Source organism: Nocardia implantans (assembly GCF_035544775.1).
Taxonomy (GTDB): domain Bacteria; phylum Actinomycetota; class Actinomycetes; order Mycobacteriales; family Mycobacteriaceae; genus Nocardia; species Nocardia implantans.
The window spans coordinates 136,343-154,422 of the sequence record NZ_JAYKYQ010000001.1 but is presented as its reverse complement, the minus strand read 5'-3'; the positions used below and the strand labels follow the sequence as shown (position 1 = coordinate 154,422).

The window sequence follows — 18,080 nt, the reverse complement described above, 5'->3', positions numbered from 1 at the left end:
CGCTGCTGTGTATCGAGCTGGTGCGCTGGGCGTTGTAGTTGCCGACGCAACCGTTCTGTCGGTTGCTGGCCATCCGCCGTTACTTCGTTAGGGGCACGTTTAGGGAATTTCCCCTAATTTCGCTCTTACCCCTATCGGGTGGCCACGGCCGGTAGTAGGGGTTCGCCCCGTTTCGGCGTAACGCGATGCGCTCCTAGCGTGATTTGCATTCCAACGACTGCGGATCAGCGAGGTCCGCCGGGACTCAGGAGAAGATTCTCATGACACCCAACGCGATTCTGGAGTTCATCCTCGGTCTGCTGCGGAACCAAGAAGCCGCGGTCGCGTACTGCGCCAACCCGACCCAGGCGCTGGCCGCCGCGGGCCTGAGCGCGGTGACCCCCGAGGACATCGCCCTCTGCGCCCCGATGGTCGCGGAGTCGGCGCTGGTCACCGGCGGCTCCCAGTTGCAGTCCATCGTGGCGGCGGGCGCGCAGACCGGCACGGCCGCCGCGATCGGCGCGGCGGGCACCGTTGGCGCGGCGGCGGTGGCGGATGCCGGAGTCGACCTGGGCGCCGATCTCGGCGTGGATCTGGGCGGCGGTGCGGGTGGCGGCCTCGATGTCGACCTCGGTGTCGGTACGGGCGTCGACGTCGGTGGCGGACTGAACACCGCGATCGACACCGGGCTGGAGATCGGCGCGGGTCTGGGCGCCGGGTTGGCCGCGGGCCTCGACACCGTGGTGAACGCGGGCGCCGACCTGTCCGCCGCCGTCGGCGGCCTGCTCGGCGCGGGCGCCCAGGTGATCAGCGGCATCGGCGCGGGCCTCGATCTGGACGCCGAAGGGGCGGGAGACATCGCCGCCGGACTGGGGACCGGCCTCTCCACCAGTATCGACGCGGCGATCGGCGCGGGTGCGGGCCTCGGCGCGGGCCTGGAAGGCGCGGCGGACGTGGCGGCGGGCTTGGGCGCTGGGCTGGAAGGCGCGGTGGACGCCGCGACCGGTCTGACCACGGGCCCGGAAGGCGCTCTGGGCGCCGGTGCGCAGGCGGGCGCAGATCTGGGCGCGGGCCTCGGCGGGGTGATCGACGCGACGACCGGTTTGACGACCGGGCTCGGCGCGGGTCTGGAAGGCGCGGCGGGCGCCGCGGGCGATCTGACCGCAGGCCTCGGCGGCGCTGTGCAGACGGGCGCTGACCTCGGGGCAGGTCTGGGCGCCGGTATCGGAGGTGCCGTCGACGCGACGACCGGCCTCGGCGCAGGCCTGGAAACCGCCATCGGTGGCGCGGCGGACATCACCACGGGTGTCGGCGCAGGTCTGGAGGGTGCTGTGCAGGGCGCCACGGACATCTCCGCGGGATTGAACGCGGGGCTGGAAGGTGGTCTCGGCGCGGCGACCGACGTGACCTCGGGCCTCGGCGCGGGTCTCGAGGGCGCTGTGGACGCGACGACCGGCCTCGGAGCTGGTCTGGATAGCACGGTCGGTGGCGCGGTGGACCTCACCACCGGTATCGGCGCGGGCCTCGAAACCGGCCTCGGCGCGGCCACCGATGTGACCGCGGGGCTCGGCACCGGTGTCGGCGCTGGACTGGAAGGCGTTGTGGACGCGACGACGGGACTCGGTGCCGGTCTGAACGCCGCGACTGATGTCACCACGGGTCTCGGTGCGGGTCTGGGCGGGGCCGCGGGTGCGGCCACTGATCTGACCGCAGGTCTCGGCGCGGGCCTGGAGGGTGCTGCCGACGCGTCGACCGGCCTCGGCGCGGGTCTCGGCGGAGCTGTCGATGCGGCGGGCGGCCTTGCTACAGGCGTGGATGCGGCGCTGGGAGCTGGTGCCCAGGTAGGTGGCGGCCTGGAAGGCGCCATCGATGCGACGACCGGGCTCGGTGCCGGCTTGGATGGTGCCGCTGATGTCGGCGCGGGTGTCGGAGGCGCCGCCGCGGGTGGCCTGGCCACGGGTTTGGATGCGGCGCTGGGGGCTGGCGCTGGTCTGGAAGGCGCCGTCGACGCGACGACCGGCCTCGGCGCGAACTTGGGTGGTGCGGCTGACGTCGGCACAGGCCTGGGTGCGGGACTCGGTGGAGCCGCGGGTGCGGCGACCGATCTCACGGCGGGTATCGACAGCGCGATTGGCGGGGTGGCGAACCTCGGCACCGGTGTGGGTACGGGACTCGAAGGGGCCGTCGACGCGACAACCGATCTCGGCGCGGGCATCACGGGTGCTGTCGATGCCGGTCTCGGTGCGGGGCTAGACGGCGCGGCTGATGTCACCACGGGCCTCGGTGCGGGCCTCGGAGGAGCCGTGGACGCGACAACCGGCCTGGGCGCGAACCTGGGAGGGGTTGTGGATAGTTCCGCCGGTGTCGATGCGGGGCTGGGCGGCGCCGCGAATTCGGCGACGGGTATCGGTGCCGGTGTGCAGGCTGGGCTGGAGGGCGCGGTTGATGCGTCGACCGGTTTGGGGTCGAATGTTGGTGGGGCTGTGGATGGTTCGGCCGGTGCTGCGATGGACTTGACCGCTGGTCTCGGTGCGAATCTCGGTGGCGCTGCGGATGCGGCCGCGGGCGTTGGCACCGGTGTGCAGGCTGGGCTCGGGGGTGCGGTTGATGCGTCGACCGGTCTGGGGACGAGCCTGGGAGGGGTTGTGGATGGTTCTGCGGGTGCCGCGACGGACTTGGCCGCCGGTCTTGGTGCGGGGCTCGGCGGCGCTGCGGGTGCGGCGGGTGACCTCGGCGCCGGAGCGGGTCTGGAAGGTGCGCTGAACGGCGCCGGTGAGGTGACCACCGGTCTGGACGCGGCGCTGGGAGGCGGCGCGCAGGCGGGTGCCGGTCTCGGCGCTGGAGCGTCCACCGGATTGCACGGGGCGGCCGACGCGGGTGCGCAGATCGGGTCCGGTCTGGAGGCAGGCCTTGGCGGCGCGCTCGATTCCGGCGGGCAGGCGGCCACCGGGCTCACCGGCGGAATCGGTTCCGCGGCCCAGGGTTCCGGTAACGCGGCCGCGGGGCTCGGAGGCAACTTCTCCTCCGCCGTCGGCGGTGCCGGAAACCTCGGAACACAGGCGACGGCGGGTCTGGAGACCGGGCTCGCGACGGGTCTCGGCGCGGCCGTGAACACCGGCGCGGAACTCGGCGGTGGACTGGACAGCTCGCTGCACACCGGTGGGCAGGTCGGCGGGGGCTTGCAGAGCGGGCTCGGTGGCGCGTTCGATGCGGGGCCGCACGGTGCCAGCGGCCTGGAAACGGGCCTGTCCACCGGCGTGGGCGGCGCGGTACAGGCCGGTACGGGCCTCGGAACCGGGCTGACCGGCGCCATCGATGCCGGCGCTCAGGCGGGTTCGGGCCTCTCGGCCGGGCTCGCTTCGGGCCTGTCGACTGGACTGGGCGCGGGTGCGGAAGCCGGTGCAGGACTTGCCGCCGGAATTCAAGGCGCGGCCGGTTCGGGTCTGGAGACCGGACTCGGCGCTGCGGGCAACGTGGGTGCGGGTCTGTCGAGTGGTCTCGATGGCGCGTCGAGTGCGGGAGCGCATCTCGGTTCGGGCTTGGAGACTGGACTCGGCGCTGCGGGTAACGCGGGCGCGGGTCTGTCGAGTGGCCTCGAAGGAGCCTCGAGCGCGGGAGCGCACTTCGGTTCGAGTTTGGACGGCGGCGTCGGCTCGCACGCGGGTTCCAGCCTCTCCACCGGCATCCAGGGCGCGGCCGGTTCGGGTCTGGAAACCGGCCTCGGCGGCGCGGGCAATGTGGGCGCGGGTCTGTCGAGTGGTCTCGAGGGCGCGTCGAGCGCGGGAGCGCATCTCGGTTCGAGTTTGGACGGCGGCGTCGGCTCGCACGCGAGCTCTGGCCTGTCCTCGGGTCTCGACGCCACGGGCGGACTCGGCGGTGCGGCGCACTCGAGCGTGAGCGGCGCGGCGGACGCGGGCGCCGGGCTGGCTGGCTCGGCCGGCGGCGCGGCGCACGGTGCGGTGGACACCGGCGCCGGTCTCGGCGGCAGCGTCGGCTCGACCGCGCACACCTGGTCCTCGCTGGACGTGTCGAGCGCTTTCGGTTCCGGCCTGGACAGCTCCGCCAGCGGCCAGGCCGACGCGGGCCTGTTCGGCGAGAGCCACGCGGGCACGGAGTTCAGCGGTTCGGCGGGCGCCGAGCTGGGTGGCGATACATTCCTGCACTGACAGTTGCCCGGTAATACGGAAAGAGGTCCATACCGCGATGGGGACACCCGCGCCGAACGCCACTCCACCGGCGGTACCGCTGCTGTCGGTACTCGGTGAAACCATCGCGGCGGCCCGCGCCGCCGGCCGCAACGATCTGGTCGGCCGCCTGGAAGTGGCGGCCGACCGGGTCCGCGACCCGCGGCGGCGCATCGTCGTCGCCGGGCAGCTCGACCAGGGCAAGAGCCGTTTCGTCAACGCGCTGCTGAACCTGGACATCTGCCCGGTCGGCGACGACGCGACCACGGCGGTCCCGATGCTGCTCGCGCACGGTCCCGAGCCGCGCGCGGAGCTGGTGCTCGCGGCGCACGGCGACTCCAGCGGCGCGGAGACCAGGGTGGCGGTGCCGATCGCGGAGATCGGCGCGATCGACCAGCGCGCCCCGATCGCGCAGGGGCGGCGGATCGTGCGCCTCGAGGTGCAGATCCCCAACGCGCTGCTGGCCGATGGCATCGTGCTGATCGACACCCCGGGCGTCGGCGGCCACGGCAATGCCCACGCGGCAGGCGTGCTCGGATTGGTGCCCGCCGCGGACGCGGTGCTGGTGCTCTCGGACGCCTCGACCGAACTCACCGAACCCGAGCTGGCGTTCCTGCGGCAGGTGCGGGAACTGTGCCCGACGGTGGCGCTGCTGCTCACCAAGACCGACTTGTACCCGCACTGGCGTCAGGTGCACGAAGCCGATCTGGGCCATCTCGCGCGCGCCCGCCTGGACGTGCCGATGATCCCGGTGTCGTCGCTGCTGCGCAGTCACGCCATGCGGTTGCAGGACCCGCAGTTGGGTGTCGAATCCGGCTTCGGCGTGCTGTACACCTTCCTGCGCGACCAGGTGGTCGCGCGCGATCAGCTGGCCACTCGCACCGCCGTCGCCCGCGACATCCGGTCCGCCGCCGAGCATCTCGCGCTGGCTCTCGGCAGTGAATTGGTCGCGGTCCGCGATCCGGCGCAGGGCGCGGCGGCGGTACGCGAGCTGCAATCCGCCCGTTCCGCGGCGGAGGAACTGCACCGCAGGACCGCCGCCTGGCAGCAGACGCTCGCCGACGGCATCACCGACCTGGCCGGGGACGTCGACCACGATCTGCGCGACCGCCTGCGCAATCTCGCGCGCACCACCGAGGAATGGATCGACGAGCACGATCCAGGCCGGCACTGGGACCGCATCGCCGAACACCTCACCGGCACCGTCGACACCGCGCTCGGCGACAACCTGCTGTGGACCCACGCGCGCGCGATCCAGCTCGCCGAGCGCGTCGCCGAGCACTTCGCCGAACTGGGCGCCGTCGACCTGCCGGACGTGCGCCCCGGCGCCGGCGCCGACACCGGCCGCGCCGTCACCGGCACGCTCGCCGATCTCGAGCCGGACATCGGTTTCGGCAGCAAGCTGCTCGTCGGCATGCGCGGCTCCTACGGCGGCGTGCTCATGGTCGGGCTCGCCAGCACCTTCGCCGGCCTCGCGATGCTCAACCCGATCTCGATCGGCGCGGGATTGATCGTGGGCGGCAAGGCGTTCCGCGACGACAAGCAGGCCAGGCTGGCCAAGCGGCGCAACGAAGCGAAGGCGGCGGTGCGCCGTTTCGTCGACGATGTGGCGTTCCAGGCGGGCAAGGAGTCGAAGGATCGGCTGCACCGGATCCACCGCGCCCTGCGCGACCACTACGCCGGCGTCGCCGAACGCAGTCTGCGCTCGATCGACGAGTCGCTGCGGGCCGCGCAGGAGGCGGCGAACATGGTGGCCACCCGCCGCGCCGAACGCGGTGCGCAGCTGGAACAGCAGCTGCGCGTGGTCGCCGAACTGCGCCGCTACGCCGATGCCATGCAGACCGCACTACCGATGGGACCCGCCGGTACGGTAACCCCGTGAGACGTGATGGTGACGCGGTGCCGGGAATCGTCGCCGAGGCGCATCGGCTGGTCGGGGCGGCGCAGGCAGCGCTCGCGGGGGAGCCGCGGCCGCGCGCCCTGCTGGCCGACTGCGCCCGCAGATTGGATCAGCCGCTGCGGGTCGCGCTCGCCGGTTCGATCAAGGCGGGCAAATCCACCCTGCTGAATTCGCTTGTCGGACAGGACATCGCTCCCACCGACGCGACCGAGTGCACCAGGGTGGTCACCTGGTACCGGTACGGTTCCACGCCCAGCGTGACCGCCTACGCCCCCGACGGCGCCCGCGCGCACGTAGTGGTCCGCCGCGGCAGCGGGACGCACGGGCTGACCTTCGACCTGGACCGACTGAACTGGAACGCCCCGGCCCCGCGCGAGGTCGACCATCTCGAAGTCGAGTGGCCCGCCGCGACGCTCGCGCACACCACCATCATCGACACTCCCGGCACCTCGTCGCTGTCGCGCGAGGTCTCGCGGCGCACCGCGCGTCTGCTGACCCCCGGCGCGGACGAGGAGCGGTCCGAGCAGAGCATCGCCATTCCGGGCGCCGACGCGGTGGTCTATCTGCTGCGCCGGTTGGACGCGACGGACGTGCAGTTCCTCGAGCGCGTCGGCGCGGGCACCGCCGCCGCCAACGGCGGACCGGGCGCGCCGGGTCCGCTGGGCATTGTCGGGGTGGTCTCGCGGGCCGACGAGATCGGCGCCGGCCGCATCGACGCGCTGCACTCGGCGCGTGAGGTCGCCGCGCGTTTCGCCGGGGAATTGGAACGGACGGGCTTGTGCCAGGCCGTGATCCCGGTCGCCGGGCTGCTCGCGTTCGCCGCGGCGACGCTGCGTCAGCAGGAGTTCGCGGCTTTCGAGGCGCTGGCGCGGGTCCCGGTCGACGACCTGAGCGCCGCGTTGCTCTCGGCGGACCGTTTCGCGCGCGCCGACGTGCCGCTTCCGGTCCCGCCGGAGCTGCGCGCCCAGCTCGCCGAGCGGTTCGGGTTGTTCGGCATCCGGATGGCGGTCACGCTGATTCGGCTCGGCGTGCGCGACTCGGCCACCCTTGCCGCCGAATTGACCAGTCGCAGCGGCGTGGACGAACTGCGCTCGGTGCTGGACGTGCAGTTCGGTCAGCGCGCCGATCAGCTCAAGGCGCACTCCGCGCTGACCGCGCTGGCCCGGGTGCTGACCGCCTACCGAGGCACCCAGGCCGATCGCCTGCTGCCCAGGGTGCGCACCTTGCTCGCGGACGTACACGGTTTCGCCGAGCTGCGCCTGCTCGGCCGCCTGCGCACCGACGAACTGGCGCTGCCCGCCGACGTTCTCGCCGAGCTGCACCGCCTCATCGGCGGCTCCGGGATCGCACCGCATCTGCGCCTGGGTCTCCCCGCCGACGCGCCGCTGCCGGCGCAGCGCGCCCAGGCGATGGCCGCGGTGCGGAAATGGCGCGCGCGGGCGCGTCACCCGCTCGCCGACCAATTCACCGCCACGGCGTGCCTGACCGCCGCTCGCAGCGCGGAAGGCACGCTGAGCGTGCTGCCGGAATGATCGGCCGGTGAATACCGCCTCCGAAGCGCCGTGACCTGCGGCGACGGGCGTATTCCCCGCTCACCGCCGCCGGTGTAGTCGCCGTGGGGCCGGGTATGCGCCGTGGTAGCGAGAGGAGGTAACGATGAGCCAAGAGGACGTCGTACACGAATTGCTCGTCCGTGCGGGCACAGGATATGCCGAGGAAGCGGGCATCACCCTCGACGACAAACCGGCCGCACTTTTCCAGTTGCTCATGCTTTCCCAGCTGCTCAGCGCCCGTATCTCCGCGGAGATCGCGATCGGGGCCACGCGAGAACTGATCAGCAGCGGCTACCGGACGCCGCACCGGGTCGCGGACGCGCAGTGGCAGGAGTTGGTCGACGCGCTGGGGCGAGGGAACTACCGCCGCTACGACGAGAGCACCGCGACGCGACTGCACCACAATGCGTTGCGCCTGCTCGATCGCTACCACGGTGACCTGCGGGAACTGGCGAAGAAAGCGGACAACGACCCGCAGCGCGCCGCGGAACTGCTGCAAGAGTTCGACGGGATCGGTCCGACCGGAGCCCATATTTTCCTGCGCGAGATCCAGGACATCTGGACCTGGGTCCGGCCGCACTTCGACGAACGCGCTCTGCGCGGCGCCAAGCGCGTCCAGTTGCCGGAGGATCCCGACCGGCTGGCGCGGCTGGCGCCGGATCACCACACCGCCGAACTCGCCGCCGCGCTGGTGCGGGTGACGCTGGACGAGAAGATCGCCGACGAGGTCTTGGCCGCCGCGCCCTGATCGAGCTCAGGCGGTGGCGGCGCCCGCTGCGCGCGGGTCGATCAGGATCTTCGCGTGCCGCTGCGGGTTGCCGAGCGCGGCGAAGGCGTCCGCGACGCCGTCCAGCCCGACGGTCCCGGTGATCAGCGGGCTCGGGTCGACCTTTCCCTCGGCGAGCATGTGCAGGGTGTCGCGGAACTCGCCGGGGTCGTAGCCGAGCACGAACCGCAGTTCGATCTCCTTGTTGATCGCCATGGCGGGATGGAAGCGGTCGGTCTCCATGCAGACCCCGACCACGACAACGCGTGACAGCGGAGGCGCGGCGGCGAGGATCTGATCGATGATCCCGGGTACGCCCACGCATTCGAAGACGACCGGACCGGCGGGTCCCGCGTTCACCGTGTGAGCGAGGCGGAAGACGTACCACCACGGCAGATTCGGCACCCGCCGCAAGCGTTCCATGGTGTCGAACCCGAGTCCGAGGATGTCGGTGACGCCGTTGATCCGTCCCTTCTTCGGTGCGGCCGTCCAGGGTGACTCGGTCGCCGGATCCACCACGACGTCGGCGCCGCACGCCGTGGCCAGTTCCCGTCGGCGCGGGGAGAAGTCGCTGGCCACCACGGTGCGCACGCCCGCGGCCTTCAGCATGCTGATCACCGCGAGGCCGATCGGCCCGCAACCGATGACGAAGGCGGTCTGCCCCTTGCCGACCCGGCCCCTGCGCACGGCGTGCCAGGCCACCGCCATCGGCTCGGTCAACGCGGCGTGCTCGGCGGACAACCCGTTGGGCACCGGCATGGTCATCGATTCCTGGACCACCACCTGTTCGGCGTAACCGCCGGGCGCCGCGGTCGACAGTCCGACCAGGTGGGGTTGCCCGCCGTGCCGGACGATCGGCAGGGCCACCACCGGCGTTCCCGTCTTCCACCGCTTCCTGCACTCCGGCCCGTAGTCGACCACGGTGCCGCTGAATTCGTGGCCGAGCACCACGCTCTGATCCGAACGCATGAAGTGGTCGTAGCCCGTGGCCACGGCCAGGTCGGCCAGTTCGTCGGCATGGGTGCGGGCATGCAGGTCGGAGCCGCAGATACCGCAGCGCGCCACGTCGATCAGCAGTTGCCCCGGACCGGGCCGTGGCGTCGGCACCTCCGTGACCTCGAATTCGGCGGCGGTGACGACGGCGGCCCTCATGGCGACTCCTCGGATCGACGGCGCACGGATGGGGTGCCCCGCCGTCACCCTACTGCGGCCACGATCCCGGCCGCACTCGCTCAGGGGGCCGTCCAGCGCCCTCGATTTATGACGCAGATCACAGCTACGTGCCGCCTCCGGGGAATTAAACGCGCGACTCGCCCGTTGAGCTATTCGACAAGATTGAGCGTGCAGGACTCAAGTTTCGGTTGACTCCGAGACTCCTGCGGGGCAGGATTGAGCCGACCACGCTCAGTGTTGCTGGGGCCGTGCTCCGTGAGGTGCTAGGGGCGAGGTCTCGCGGCGTCCTTCGCGGCGTCACAGGGCGGTTTTCGCCCGGCACCGACACACATTGGTACGTCAATTAGGAGGAACCACCATGGCTCGTGCGGTCGGAATCGACCTCGGGACCACGAACTCGGTCGTCGCCGTTCTCGAAGGCGGCGAGCCGGTCGTCGTCGCCAACTCGGAAGGATCGCGCACCACCCCGTCGATCGTCGCGTTCGCGAAGAACGGCGAGGTACTGGTCGGCCAGCCGGCCAAGAACCAGGCTGTCACCAACGTCGACCGCACCATTCGCTCCGTCAAGCGGCACATCGGCACCGACTGGACCGTCGAGATCGATGGCAAGAAGTACACGCCGCAGGAGATCAGCGCCCGCACGCTGATGAAGCTGAAGCGCGACGCGGAGGCCTACCTCGGTGAGGAGATCACCGACGCGGTCATCACCGTGCCCGCCTACTTCGAGGACGCCCAGCGGCAGGCCACGAAGGAAGCAGGCCAGATCGCGGGCCTGAACGTCCTGCGCATCGTCAACGAGCCCACCGCGGCGGCGCTGGCCTACGGCCTGGACAAGGGCGACAAGGAACAGACCATTCTGGTCTTCGACCTCGGTGGCGGCACCTTCGACGTCTCGCTGCTGGAAATCGGCGAGGGCGTCGTCGAGGTCCGCGCCACCTCCGGCGACAACCACCTCGGTGGCGACGACTGGGACGAGCGGGTCGTGCAGTGGCTGGTCGACAAGTTCAAGGCCAGCTCGGGCATCGACCTGACCAAGGACAAGATGGCCATGCAGCGGCTGCGTGAGGCCGCCGAGAAGGCCAAGATCGAGCTGAGCTCCTCGCAGAGCACCTCGATCAACCTGCCCTACATCACCGTCGACGCGGACAAGAACCCGCTGTTCCTCGACGAGCAGCTGACCCGCGCCGAGTTCCAGAAGATCACCTCGGACCTGCTCGACCGCACCCGCGCGCCGTTCCAGTCCGTGATCAAGGACGCGGGCATCAAGGTGTCCGACATCGACCACGTGGTGCTCGTCGGCGGCTCCACCCGTATGCCCGCCGTCTCCGATCTGGTCAAGGAACTGACCGGCGGCAAGGAGCCCAACAAGGGCGTGAACCCGGACGAGGTCGTCGCCGTCGGCGCCGCCCTTCAGGCCGGTGTGCTCAAGGGTGAGGTCAAGGACGTCCTGCTGCTCGACGTGACCCCGCTGTCGCTGGGCATCGAGACCAAGGGCGGCGTGATGACCAAGCTCATCGAGCGCAACACGACCATTCCGACCAAGCGCTCGGAGACCTTCACCACGGCCGACGACAACCAGCCGTCGGTGCAGATCCAGGTGTTCCAGGGTGAGCGCGAGATCGCCTCGCACAACAAGCTGCTCGGCTCCTTCGAGCTGACCGGCATCCCGCCGGCCCCGCGCGGCGTGCCGCAGATCGAGGTCACCTTCGACATCGACGCCAACGGCATCGTGCACGTCACCGCGAAGGACAAGGGCACCGGCAAGGAGAACACGATCAAGATCCAGGACGGCTCCGGCCTGTCCAAGGAGGAGATCGACCGGATGATCAAGGACGCCGAGGCGCACGCGGCCGAGGACAAGGCGCGTCGCGAGGAGGCGGAGACCCGCAACCAGGCCGAGTCGCTGGTCCACCAGACCGAGAAGTTCATCAAGGAGAACGAGGACAAGGTCCCCGCGGACGTCAAGACCAAGGTCGAGGCGGCCATCGCCGAGGCGAACGAGGCGCTGAAGGGCACCGACATCGCCGCGGTCAAGGCGGCGGTGGAGAAGCTGGCGACCGAGTCGCAGGCGCTCGGCCAGGCCATCTACGAGGCCTCCGCGGCGGACGCCGCCGCGCAGGGCAACGGCGCGTCCAGCGCCGCGTCGGATGACCAGGTCGTGGACGCCGAGGTCGTGGACGAGCCGGTCGACACGGAGAAGAAGTGACCGAGGCCAACTCCGAGAAGGAGCCGATCACCTTCGTCGACAACCGGAAGATCGATCCGGAGACCGGTGACGTCCGGCAGCAGGCCGCGGACAACGGCGCCGCGGCCGCGCAGGCCCCGCAGGCGGACGAGGGCGTGGAAACCGGCAACGGCGACGCCCTCGCCGACACCATCAGCGGCGAGCTCGCCGAGCGCACCGCCGACCTGCAGCGGCTGACCGCGGAGTACGCCAACTACCGGCGGCGGGTCGAGCGCGACCGCAAGGCCGCGATCGATGCCGCCAAGGCGTCGGTGGTCACCGAGCTGCTCGGCGTGCTCGACGATCTCGACCGCGCGCGGGCGCACGGTGACCTGGAGGCGGGCCCGCTGAAGTCGGTGGCCGACAAGCTGTCGGCCGCGCTGCTCAAGCAGGGTCTCGAGGAGTTCGGTTCGGAGGGCGAGCCTTTCGACCCGACCCTGCACGAGGCCGTGCAGCACGAGGGCTCCGGCCACGACCCGGTGATCGGCATTGTGATGCGCAAGGGCTATCGCTTCGGCGATAGGGTGCTTCGGCACGCGCTCGTCGGGGTAACCGACGGCGTGGCCGATGTGAAGGAAAACGCTGTTCCACCGACTGAAGAGGCATCGGATGTTGATGCCGGCGCGAACGAACAATAAGGACGCGAGAGGAGGAGATGCTCGGTGAGCCAACGGGAGTGGATCGAAAAGGACTTCTACAAGGAGCTGGGTGTTTCCTCCGGCGCCTCGCAGGACGAGATCAAGAAGGCCTATCGCAAGCTCGCCCGCGACTTGCACCCGGACGCCAACCCCGGTGACACCAAAGCCGAGGAGCGGTTCAAGGCCGTCAGCGAGGCGCACGCCGTCCTGTCGGATCCGGCCAAGCGCAAGGAGTACGACGACACCCGCAAGCTCTTCGCGGGTGGCGGCTACGGTCGCGGTGGGTTCGGGTCCGGCGCGGGCGGCGGCTTCTCGCAGGAGTTCAACCTCGGGGACCTCTTCGGCGGCGCCGCGGGTGCCGCCGAAGGTGGCCTCGGCGACCTGCTCGGCGGTCTGTTCAACCGGGGCGGCGGCACGCGGACCTCGAGCCGCCCCCGCCGCGGCGCCGACGTGGAGACCGAGACCACGCTCGGTTTCCGGGAGGCGGCTCAGGGCGTCACGGTTCCGCTGCGGATGACCAGCCCGTCGCCGTGCACCACGTGTCACGGCAGCGGAGCCAAACCGGGCACGAGTCCGCGAGTGTGCCCGATCTGCAACGGGACCGGCATCGTCAGCCGCAACCAGGGCGCGTTCGGCTTCAGCGAGCCGTGCGACGAGTGCCGTGGCAGCGGGTCGATCATCGACGACCCGTGCCTCGACTGCCAGGGCAGCGGCATCCAGAACCGCACGCGCACCATCACGGTGCGGATTCCGCCCGGAGTCGGTGACGGGCAACGCATCCGCCTGGCCGGTCAGGGCGAGGCGGGGCTGCGCGGGGCGCCTTCGGGCGACCTGTATGTCACCGTGCACGTCAGCCAGGACAAGGTCTTCGGCCGCAACGGCGACGACCTGACCCTGGTGCTTCCGGTCAGTTACAGTGAATTGGTCCTCGGCACCACGGTTTCGGTGCCCACGCTGGACGGGCGGGTCGGCGTCAAGGTGCCTCCGGGCACCGCGGACGGCCGTACCCTGCGGGTACGCGGCCGCGGCGTGCCCAAGCGCGGTGGTGGCGCGGGCGATCTGCTGGTCACGGTGAAGGTCGCCGTGCCGCAGAAGCTGGACGACAACGCCATCGAGGCGCTGAAGCGCTATCAGGAGGCGGAGCGAGCGGGCGGCTTCGATCCACGTGCGGGATGGGCAGGTGCGTGATGTCCTCGGAACCGAAGAACGCGTCCGGCGGGTCGCGGGCCGAGTTCTTCATGATCTCGGTGGCGGCCCAGCTGGCCGGCATGCACGCGCAGACGCTGCGCACGTATGACCGTCTGGGACTGGTCACGCCGCAACGTACTTCGGGCGGTGGTCGGCGCTACTCGGCCCGGGACGTGGAGCTGCTGCGCGAGGTGCAGCGGCTGTCCCAGGACGAGGGCGTCAACCTGGCGGGCATCAAGCGCATCATCGAACTGACCAATCAGGTGGAGGAGCTGCGTCGGCAGGTGGCGGAACTGTCGGCCGAGCTGGAGCGGACGCGGGCGGCCTACCGCCCGGATCTCGTTCCGCAGCAGCGCAGTACCGCGCTGGTCGTCTGGCAGCCGCGGCACCGTCGCGAAGACGGCCAGCGCAGACGATAACCGAAACGACGACGGCCCCGGCCTCGGTCGCACTTCGCGATCCGGCGCCGGGGCCTTCGTCGTTCGCGCCCTGTGTGTCACAGATTTGCTGAGAATAAACCAGAACATGTTCGACAGAAGCGGCTAGACATAGGTCATTTCGTTGTCGAATCAACTGGGAATTTCTACCATAGACTCGCTTACGCAACCGTATCGGTTTGCCCGATTCGATCCATCTGCGCCAGTTGTGGTGTTGCCCCGAAGTCGCTAGAACAGACCAGTCGGGACGTAATTTCCTAAGTGTCCCTTGTCGATCCGGGGTGTGGAAGACCAATTACCTGTGGAATCTACGGTCTCTCAGTCGGTTTCTCTGGCGTGTCTCCCGGAATATCCTCGTTTCGACGAAATTCCGAGCGGGATGTTCCTTCGAAAGATTCCGTTGCTGGCAAACCTCGCCTACACTCCTTTCCATCGGCTGCTGTCGAGTGGCCCCGCAGCACCTCACTCGCCGGCATGGTTCGTGAACGAGTGCGAAATGGGGTTGTGATACCGATGGATTCACGCGCTGTCGCTTTGATCAGAACTACTTTCAAGGCGGTTGCTGCGGAGGATGGGGGGCCGGAGAAACTGGCGAGATCGTTCTACGCGATCTTGTTCACCGACTACCCGCACGTCCGCGATTTCTTTCCCGCCGCGATGGACCTCCAGCGCGACCGGCTGGTCAAGGCGATCTCCTACGCGCTGGACCGGTTGGAAGAGCCCGACAAGCTGCTGCCCTTCCTGTCCCAGCTCGGCAGGGACCACCGCAAGTACGGTGTGCAGCCCGCGCACTATGCCGCCGTCTCCACGGCGCTGAAGACCGCCGTGAAGGTGTTCGCCGGCACCGAGATGTGGACCGACGAGGTGGACCGGGCCTGGGACGAGGGCCTGAAGATCATCTCCGACACCATGATCGGCGCCGCGGAGAAGGAGACCACGCCGTCGGCGTGGACCGGAACGGTGATCGAACGCCGCGAGGTGCTGCGCAACCTGGTCGTCGTCCGGCTGCAACTGGATCAGCCGATGCGCTACGCCGCGGGCCAGTACCTGAGCGTGCAGATCCCGTCACGGCCGCGCATGTGGCGCTACCTCTCGCCCGCCGTGCCCGCGAATGCCAACGGTGAGATCGAATTCCACGTCCGCAGCGTGCTGGGCGGCTGGGTCAGCTCCGCCATCGTCGGCCAGACCGCCGTCGGCGACCAGTGGCTGCTCGGCTCACCGCTGGGCGGCTTGGGCGTTCCGCGCAACGCCAAACGCAAGATGCTGATGGTCGGCTGCGGCACCGGCATCGCGCCGCTGCGTGCGCAGCTGATGGCGATGGCGATGCGGCGGACCAACCCGAAGGTGCACCTGTTCGTCGGCGGCCACCACCCGTGCGACCTCTACGACCTGGAAACCTTGAGCAAGCTGGCCATGGCCAACCGCTGGCTCACGGTCACGCCGGTGAGCGAACACGACGAGAACCCCTGGTGGTACGCCGAACCGGAGGAACCGCGCACCACATGGCCCGGCGTGGAACCACGGGTCACCGGCCAGATCGGCAAGGTGGTCGCCAGTTACGGCGCCTGGTCCGACCGTGACGTGCAGATCGTCGGTTCACCGTCGATGGTGCAGACCACCAAGTTCCGCCTCATGGCAGCGGGCACGCTCGCGAAGAACATCCGCCACGATCCGCTCTATTAGTCCAGCGCCTGCTGTGTTCGATTTGCAGCGCCTGCGGCGCTGCGAACGGCGGATGCTCGGTCTCGCTTCGCTCGAAACCGGTGGTTGAGCTGGTTTGGTTGCGTCAGTGGTGATCGCGCTAACCAGGGGTTCCCTCGTTGCCGTGGGGTTCCGGGGTCGTCGCTGATGGAACCGCTTCGGATGCTTGATGGGCGCTTTGCTCGAGACCGGTGATCCACCAGTGTGGTTGCGTGGGTTCGGGCAGTCGGCTCCAACGGTGTGCCGTTGCCCTGGCCGAGTAGTTCACTCGGCTCAGGTTCACGGTTCGGTTAGAGCCCCTCGAATTGGATTCGCTGCGGGGGGGTTCCGGTTTCGAGGAGGCGGTCGACGGTGGTCTGGACCATGGCGGGGGAGCCGCAGACCAGGACTTGGTGTTCGGCGAACGCGCCGTGCGAGCCGAGGACGTCGGCGAGGGTGCCGTAGAGCAGGTCGTCGGGTGCGAAGCCGATGTCGACGCGGGACTGCTCGTACCACTCGTCGACCCAGTTCGGGTCGTGCGGGTTCTCCACCACCGGAATCACGGTGAGCCAGGGCAATTCGGCGGCCAGCAGGTAGAGCATGTCCGAGGCGTACAGGTCGCGGGGTGACCGCCCGCCGACGAAGAGGTAGGTGGGCGGCGGCGACGGCTTGCGGGCCAGCTCGAGGATCTGGGCGCGCATGGGCGCCAATCCCGTGCCGCCCGCGATCATCACCACCTCGTCGCCGTCCGGGTCCACCCAGAACCCGCCGGCGGGAGCGCCGATCCGCCACTCGTCGCCGGGCTGGGTGTCGGCGACGATCGCGCCGCTGCACCAGCCGCCCGGCACCGTGCGCACGTGGAACTCCAGCTTGCCGTCCAGTGACGGTGGCAGCGCGGGCGACAGCCTGCGGCGCACGCCGGGATGCTGCGGCACCCGTACCTCGACCGACTGTCCGGCGGCGAACGGCACGAACTCACCGATCAGGCGGATCACCGCGAGATCGTGGCGCAGGCGATGATGACCGACCACGGTCGAAGTCCACTCCGGCGCCTGATGACCGTTACCGAGCATGCTCGGATCCCCCAACGGGGCCTCCTTCTTCTACACAGGGTCGCAGCTGATGTTCTGCTCCGGCGTGCCGACCGCGAGGAGCGCGCGCCGGGTGTCGGCGATCATCCGAGCCGATCCGGCGATCTGGATCTGGCGATCGGCCCACGCGCCGAAGCTCGCGACCACGGCGCCAAGGTTACCGATCAGGCGCCGGTGCATCCCGTACGGTGCGTCCTGCGGCGGATGCGGATACCACCACGGATTGCTCTTCTGCTCGCACACCGGAACGATGGTCAGCCACGGGTTGCTCTGCGAGAGCTGCCACATGTTCTCCACGTCGTACAGGTCGCAGGGATAGCGGCCGCCGATGAAGAAGTGCACCCGCGGGTTGATGCCGCGCTGGCCCATCTCGATCAGCTGGGCGCGCAACGGGGCGATGCCGGTGCCCGCGCCGATCATGAGCACGTCGCGGCCGCTGTCCCGGTCGACGTGTAGTCCGCCGAGCGGGCCCGCGATGCGCCAGCGGTCACCCACCCTGGTCTCGTTGACGATCGCGGGGCTGACCCAGCCGCCGCGGATCTTGCGCACGTGGAACTCGATCTCGCCGTACGGGTTGGACGGGATGGCCGGGGAGAAATACCGCCACATCTTGGGCCGCTGCGGAATGGTGACCGGCACGTACTGCCCGGCCTGGTAGGGCACCGGCCCGTCGGACTGCAGCCGCACGATGGCCAGGTCATCCAGCACGCGGCGATGACCGACCACGGTGGCCTCCCACACCGGCTGCGACTTGTCGGAGTTGGCGCCGATGGCCATGGACGCGGAGATCAGGATGGTGATGTCGCGCCAGCCCTCTTCCAGGCTCCGGTCCCAGGCCGCGCCGTTGTAGACGCGGAACGCCGCCAGCAGCGCGCGGCCCGCCATGTCGTAGTGCGCGGCCTCCACGCCGTACTTGCGATGGTCGCGAGCGAGTTGCTCCAGGAACTTCTGCGCCCGGTCCCAGTCCTCCAGGTGATCGAGGACGTACTGGATGGCCGTGGCGATGCGCTTGGCCTGCATCTCCATGGCCGGTGGGAACAACTCGCGCAACCGTGGGTTCTCGGCGAACAAATGTCCGTAGAACGCACTGACCAACCGCTCGGGTCCATTCGGCGACTCGATCACCGAACGAAAATTGGCGCGGACCAGCGCAGCCGAACGCGCATCCACGACGTGGAGCTTCCTTTCCCTCAGTTCTGCCCGGGGACATACCCGTTACCGGCGGTCTCCCGCCGACAAGTATCCCCGAAAATGCCGTGGTCGTGTG

At 69.8% G+C, this 18,080-nt stretch carries 12 protein-coding genes; 9 read left to right on the top strand and 3 right to left on the bottom strand.

The window, feature by feature from the left end; all coding sequences use genetic code 11:
* Nucleotides 1–260: 260 nt before the first annotated feature.
* From U3653_RS00720 to U3653_RS00705, 4 genes are all read left to right on the top strand, one after another.
* Entirely contained in the window at nucleotides 261–4,145 is a 3,885-nt protein-coding gene (locus U3653_RS00720; protein WP_195080854.1) for an IniB N-terminal domain-containing protein, read from the top strand.
* Nucleotides 4,146–4,182: 37 nt separating this feature from the next.
* A complete protein-coding gene (locus tag U3653_RS00715) occupies nucleotides 4,183–6,045 on the top strand; it encodes a dynamin family protein (RefSeq protein ID WP_195080853.1) in 1,863 nt (620 codons plus the stop codon).
* Nucleotides 6,042–7,595 carry a dynamin family protein gene (locus tag U3653_RS00710; protein ID WP_195080852.1) on the top strand — a complete coding sequence of 518 codons (1,554 nt, stop codon included), beginning with the start codon at nucleotides 6,042–6,044 and terminating at the stop codon, nucleotides 7,593–7,595. The genes U3653_RS00715 and U3653_RS00710 overlap by 4 nt, the downstream gene beginning before the upstream one ends.
* A gap of 124 nt (nucleotides 7,596–7,719) precedes the next feature.
* Nucleotides 7,720–8,364: an HhH-GDP family DNA glycosylase gene (locus U3653_RS00705; RefSeq protein WP_195080851.1), complete on the top strand. Its 645-nt coding sequence runs from the start codon at nucleotides 7,720–7,722 to the stop codon at nucleotides 8,362–8,364.
* A gap of 6 nt (nucleotides 8,365–8,370) precedes the next feature.
* Here the strand turns inward: U3653_RS00705 and U3653_RS00700 are convergent, their stop codons facing one another.
* Entirely contained in the window at nucleotides 8,371–9,534 is a 1,164-nt protein-coding gene (locus U3653_RS00700) for a zinc-binding dehydrogenase (RefSeq protein WP_195080850.1), read from the bottom strand.
* A 379-nt stretch (nucleotides 9,535–9,913) separates the two neighbouring features.
* On the opposite strand from U3653_RS00700, the gene dnaK reads away from it, so the two are divergent.
* From dnaK to U3653_RS00675, 5 genes are all read left to right on the top strand, one after another.
* Entirely contained in the window at nucleotides 9,914–11,761 is a 1,848-nt protein-coding gene (gene dnaK, locus U3653_RS00695) for a molecular chaperone DnaK (RefSeq protein WP_195080849.1), read from the top strand.
* Nucleotides 11,758–12,417, top strand: a complete 660-nt coding sequence (grpE, locus tag U3653_RS00690) for a nucleotide exchange factor GrpE (RefSeq protein ID WP_195080848.1) — start codon at nucleotides 11,758–11,760, stop codon at nucleotides 12,415–12,417. The genes dnaK and grpE overlap by 4 nt, the downstream gene beginning before the upstream one ends.
* Before the next feature lie 24 nt (nucleotides 12,418–12,441).
* Nucleotides 12,442–13,605 (top strand): molecular chaperone DnaJ, encoded by a 1,164-nt coding sequence (gene dnaJ, locus U3653_RS00685; RefSeq protein ID WP_195080847.1) that lies wholly within the window; start codon nucleotides 12,442–12,444, stop codon nucleotides 13,603–13,605.
* Complete coding sequence (locus U3653_RS00680; RefSeq protein ID WP_195080846.1) at nucleotides 13,605–14,024, top strand: heat shock protein transcriptional repressor HspR; 420 nt, start codon at nucleotides 13,605–13,607, stop codon at nucleotides 14,022–14,024. The genes dnaJ and U3653_RS00680 overlap by 1 nt, the downstream gene beginning before the upstream one ends.
* A gap of 531 nt (nucleotides 14,025–14,555) precedes the next feature.
* Complete coding sequence (locus U3653_RS00675) at nucleotides 14,556–15,725, top strand: FAD-binding oxidoreductase (RefSeq protein WP_195080845.1); 1,170 nt, start codon at nucleotides 14,556–14,558, stop codon at nucleotides 15,723–15,725.
* 308 nt (nucleotides 15,726–16,033) lie between these two features.
* On the opposite strand, the gene U3653_RS00670 is transcribed toward U3653_RS00675, so the two are convergent.
* Together U3653_RS00670 and U3653_RS00665 are read right to left on the bottom strand one after the other, a co-directional pair.
* A complete protein-coding gene (locus tag U3653_RS00670; RefSeq protein ID WP_195081043.1) occupies nucleotides 16,034–16,795 on the bottom strand; it encodes an FAD-binding oxidoreductase in 762 nt (253 codons plus the stop codon).
* Nucleotides 16,796–16,825: 30 nt separating this feature from the next.
* Nucleotides 16,826–17,983 carry an FAD-binding oxidoreductase gene (locus tag U3653_RS00665; protein ID WP_195080844.1) on the bottom strand — a complete coding sequence of 386 codons (1,158 nt, stop codon included), beginning with the start codon at nucleotides 17,981–17,983 and terminating at the stop codon, nucleotides 16,826–16,828.
* Between the last annotated feature and the right edge of the window lie 97 nt (nucleotides 17,984–18,080).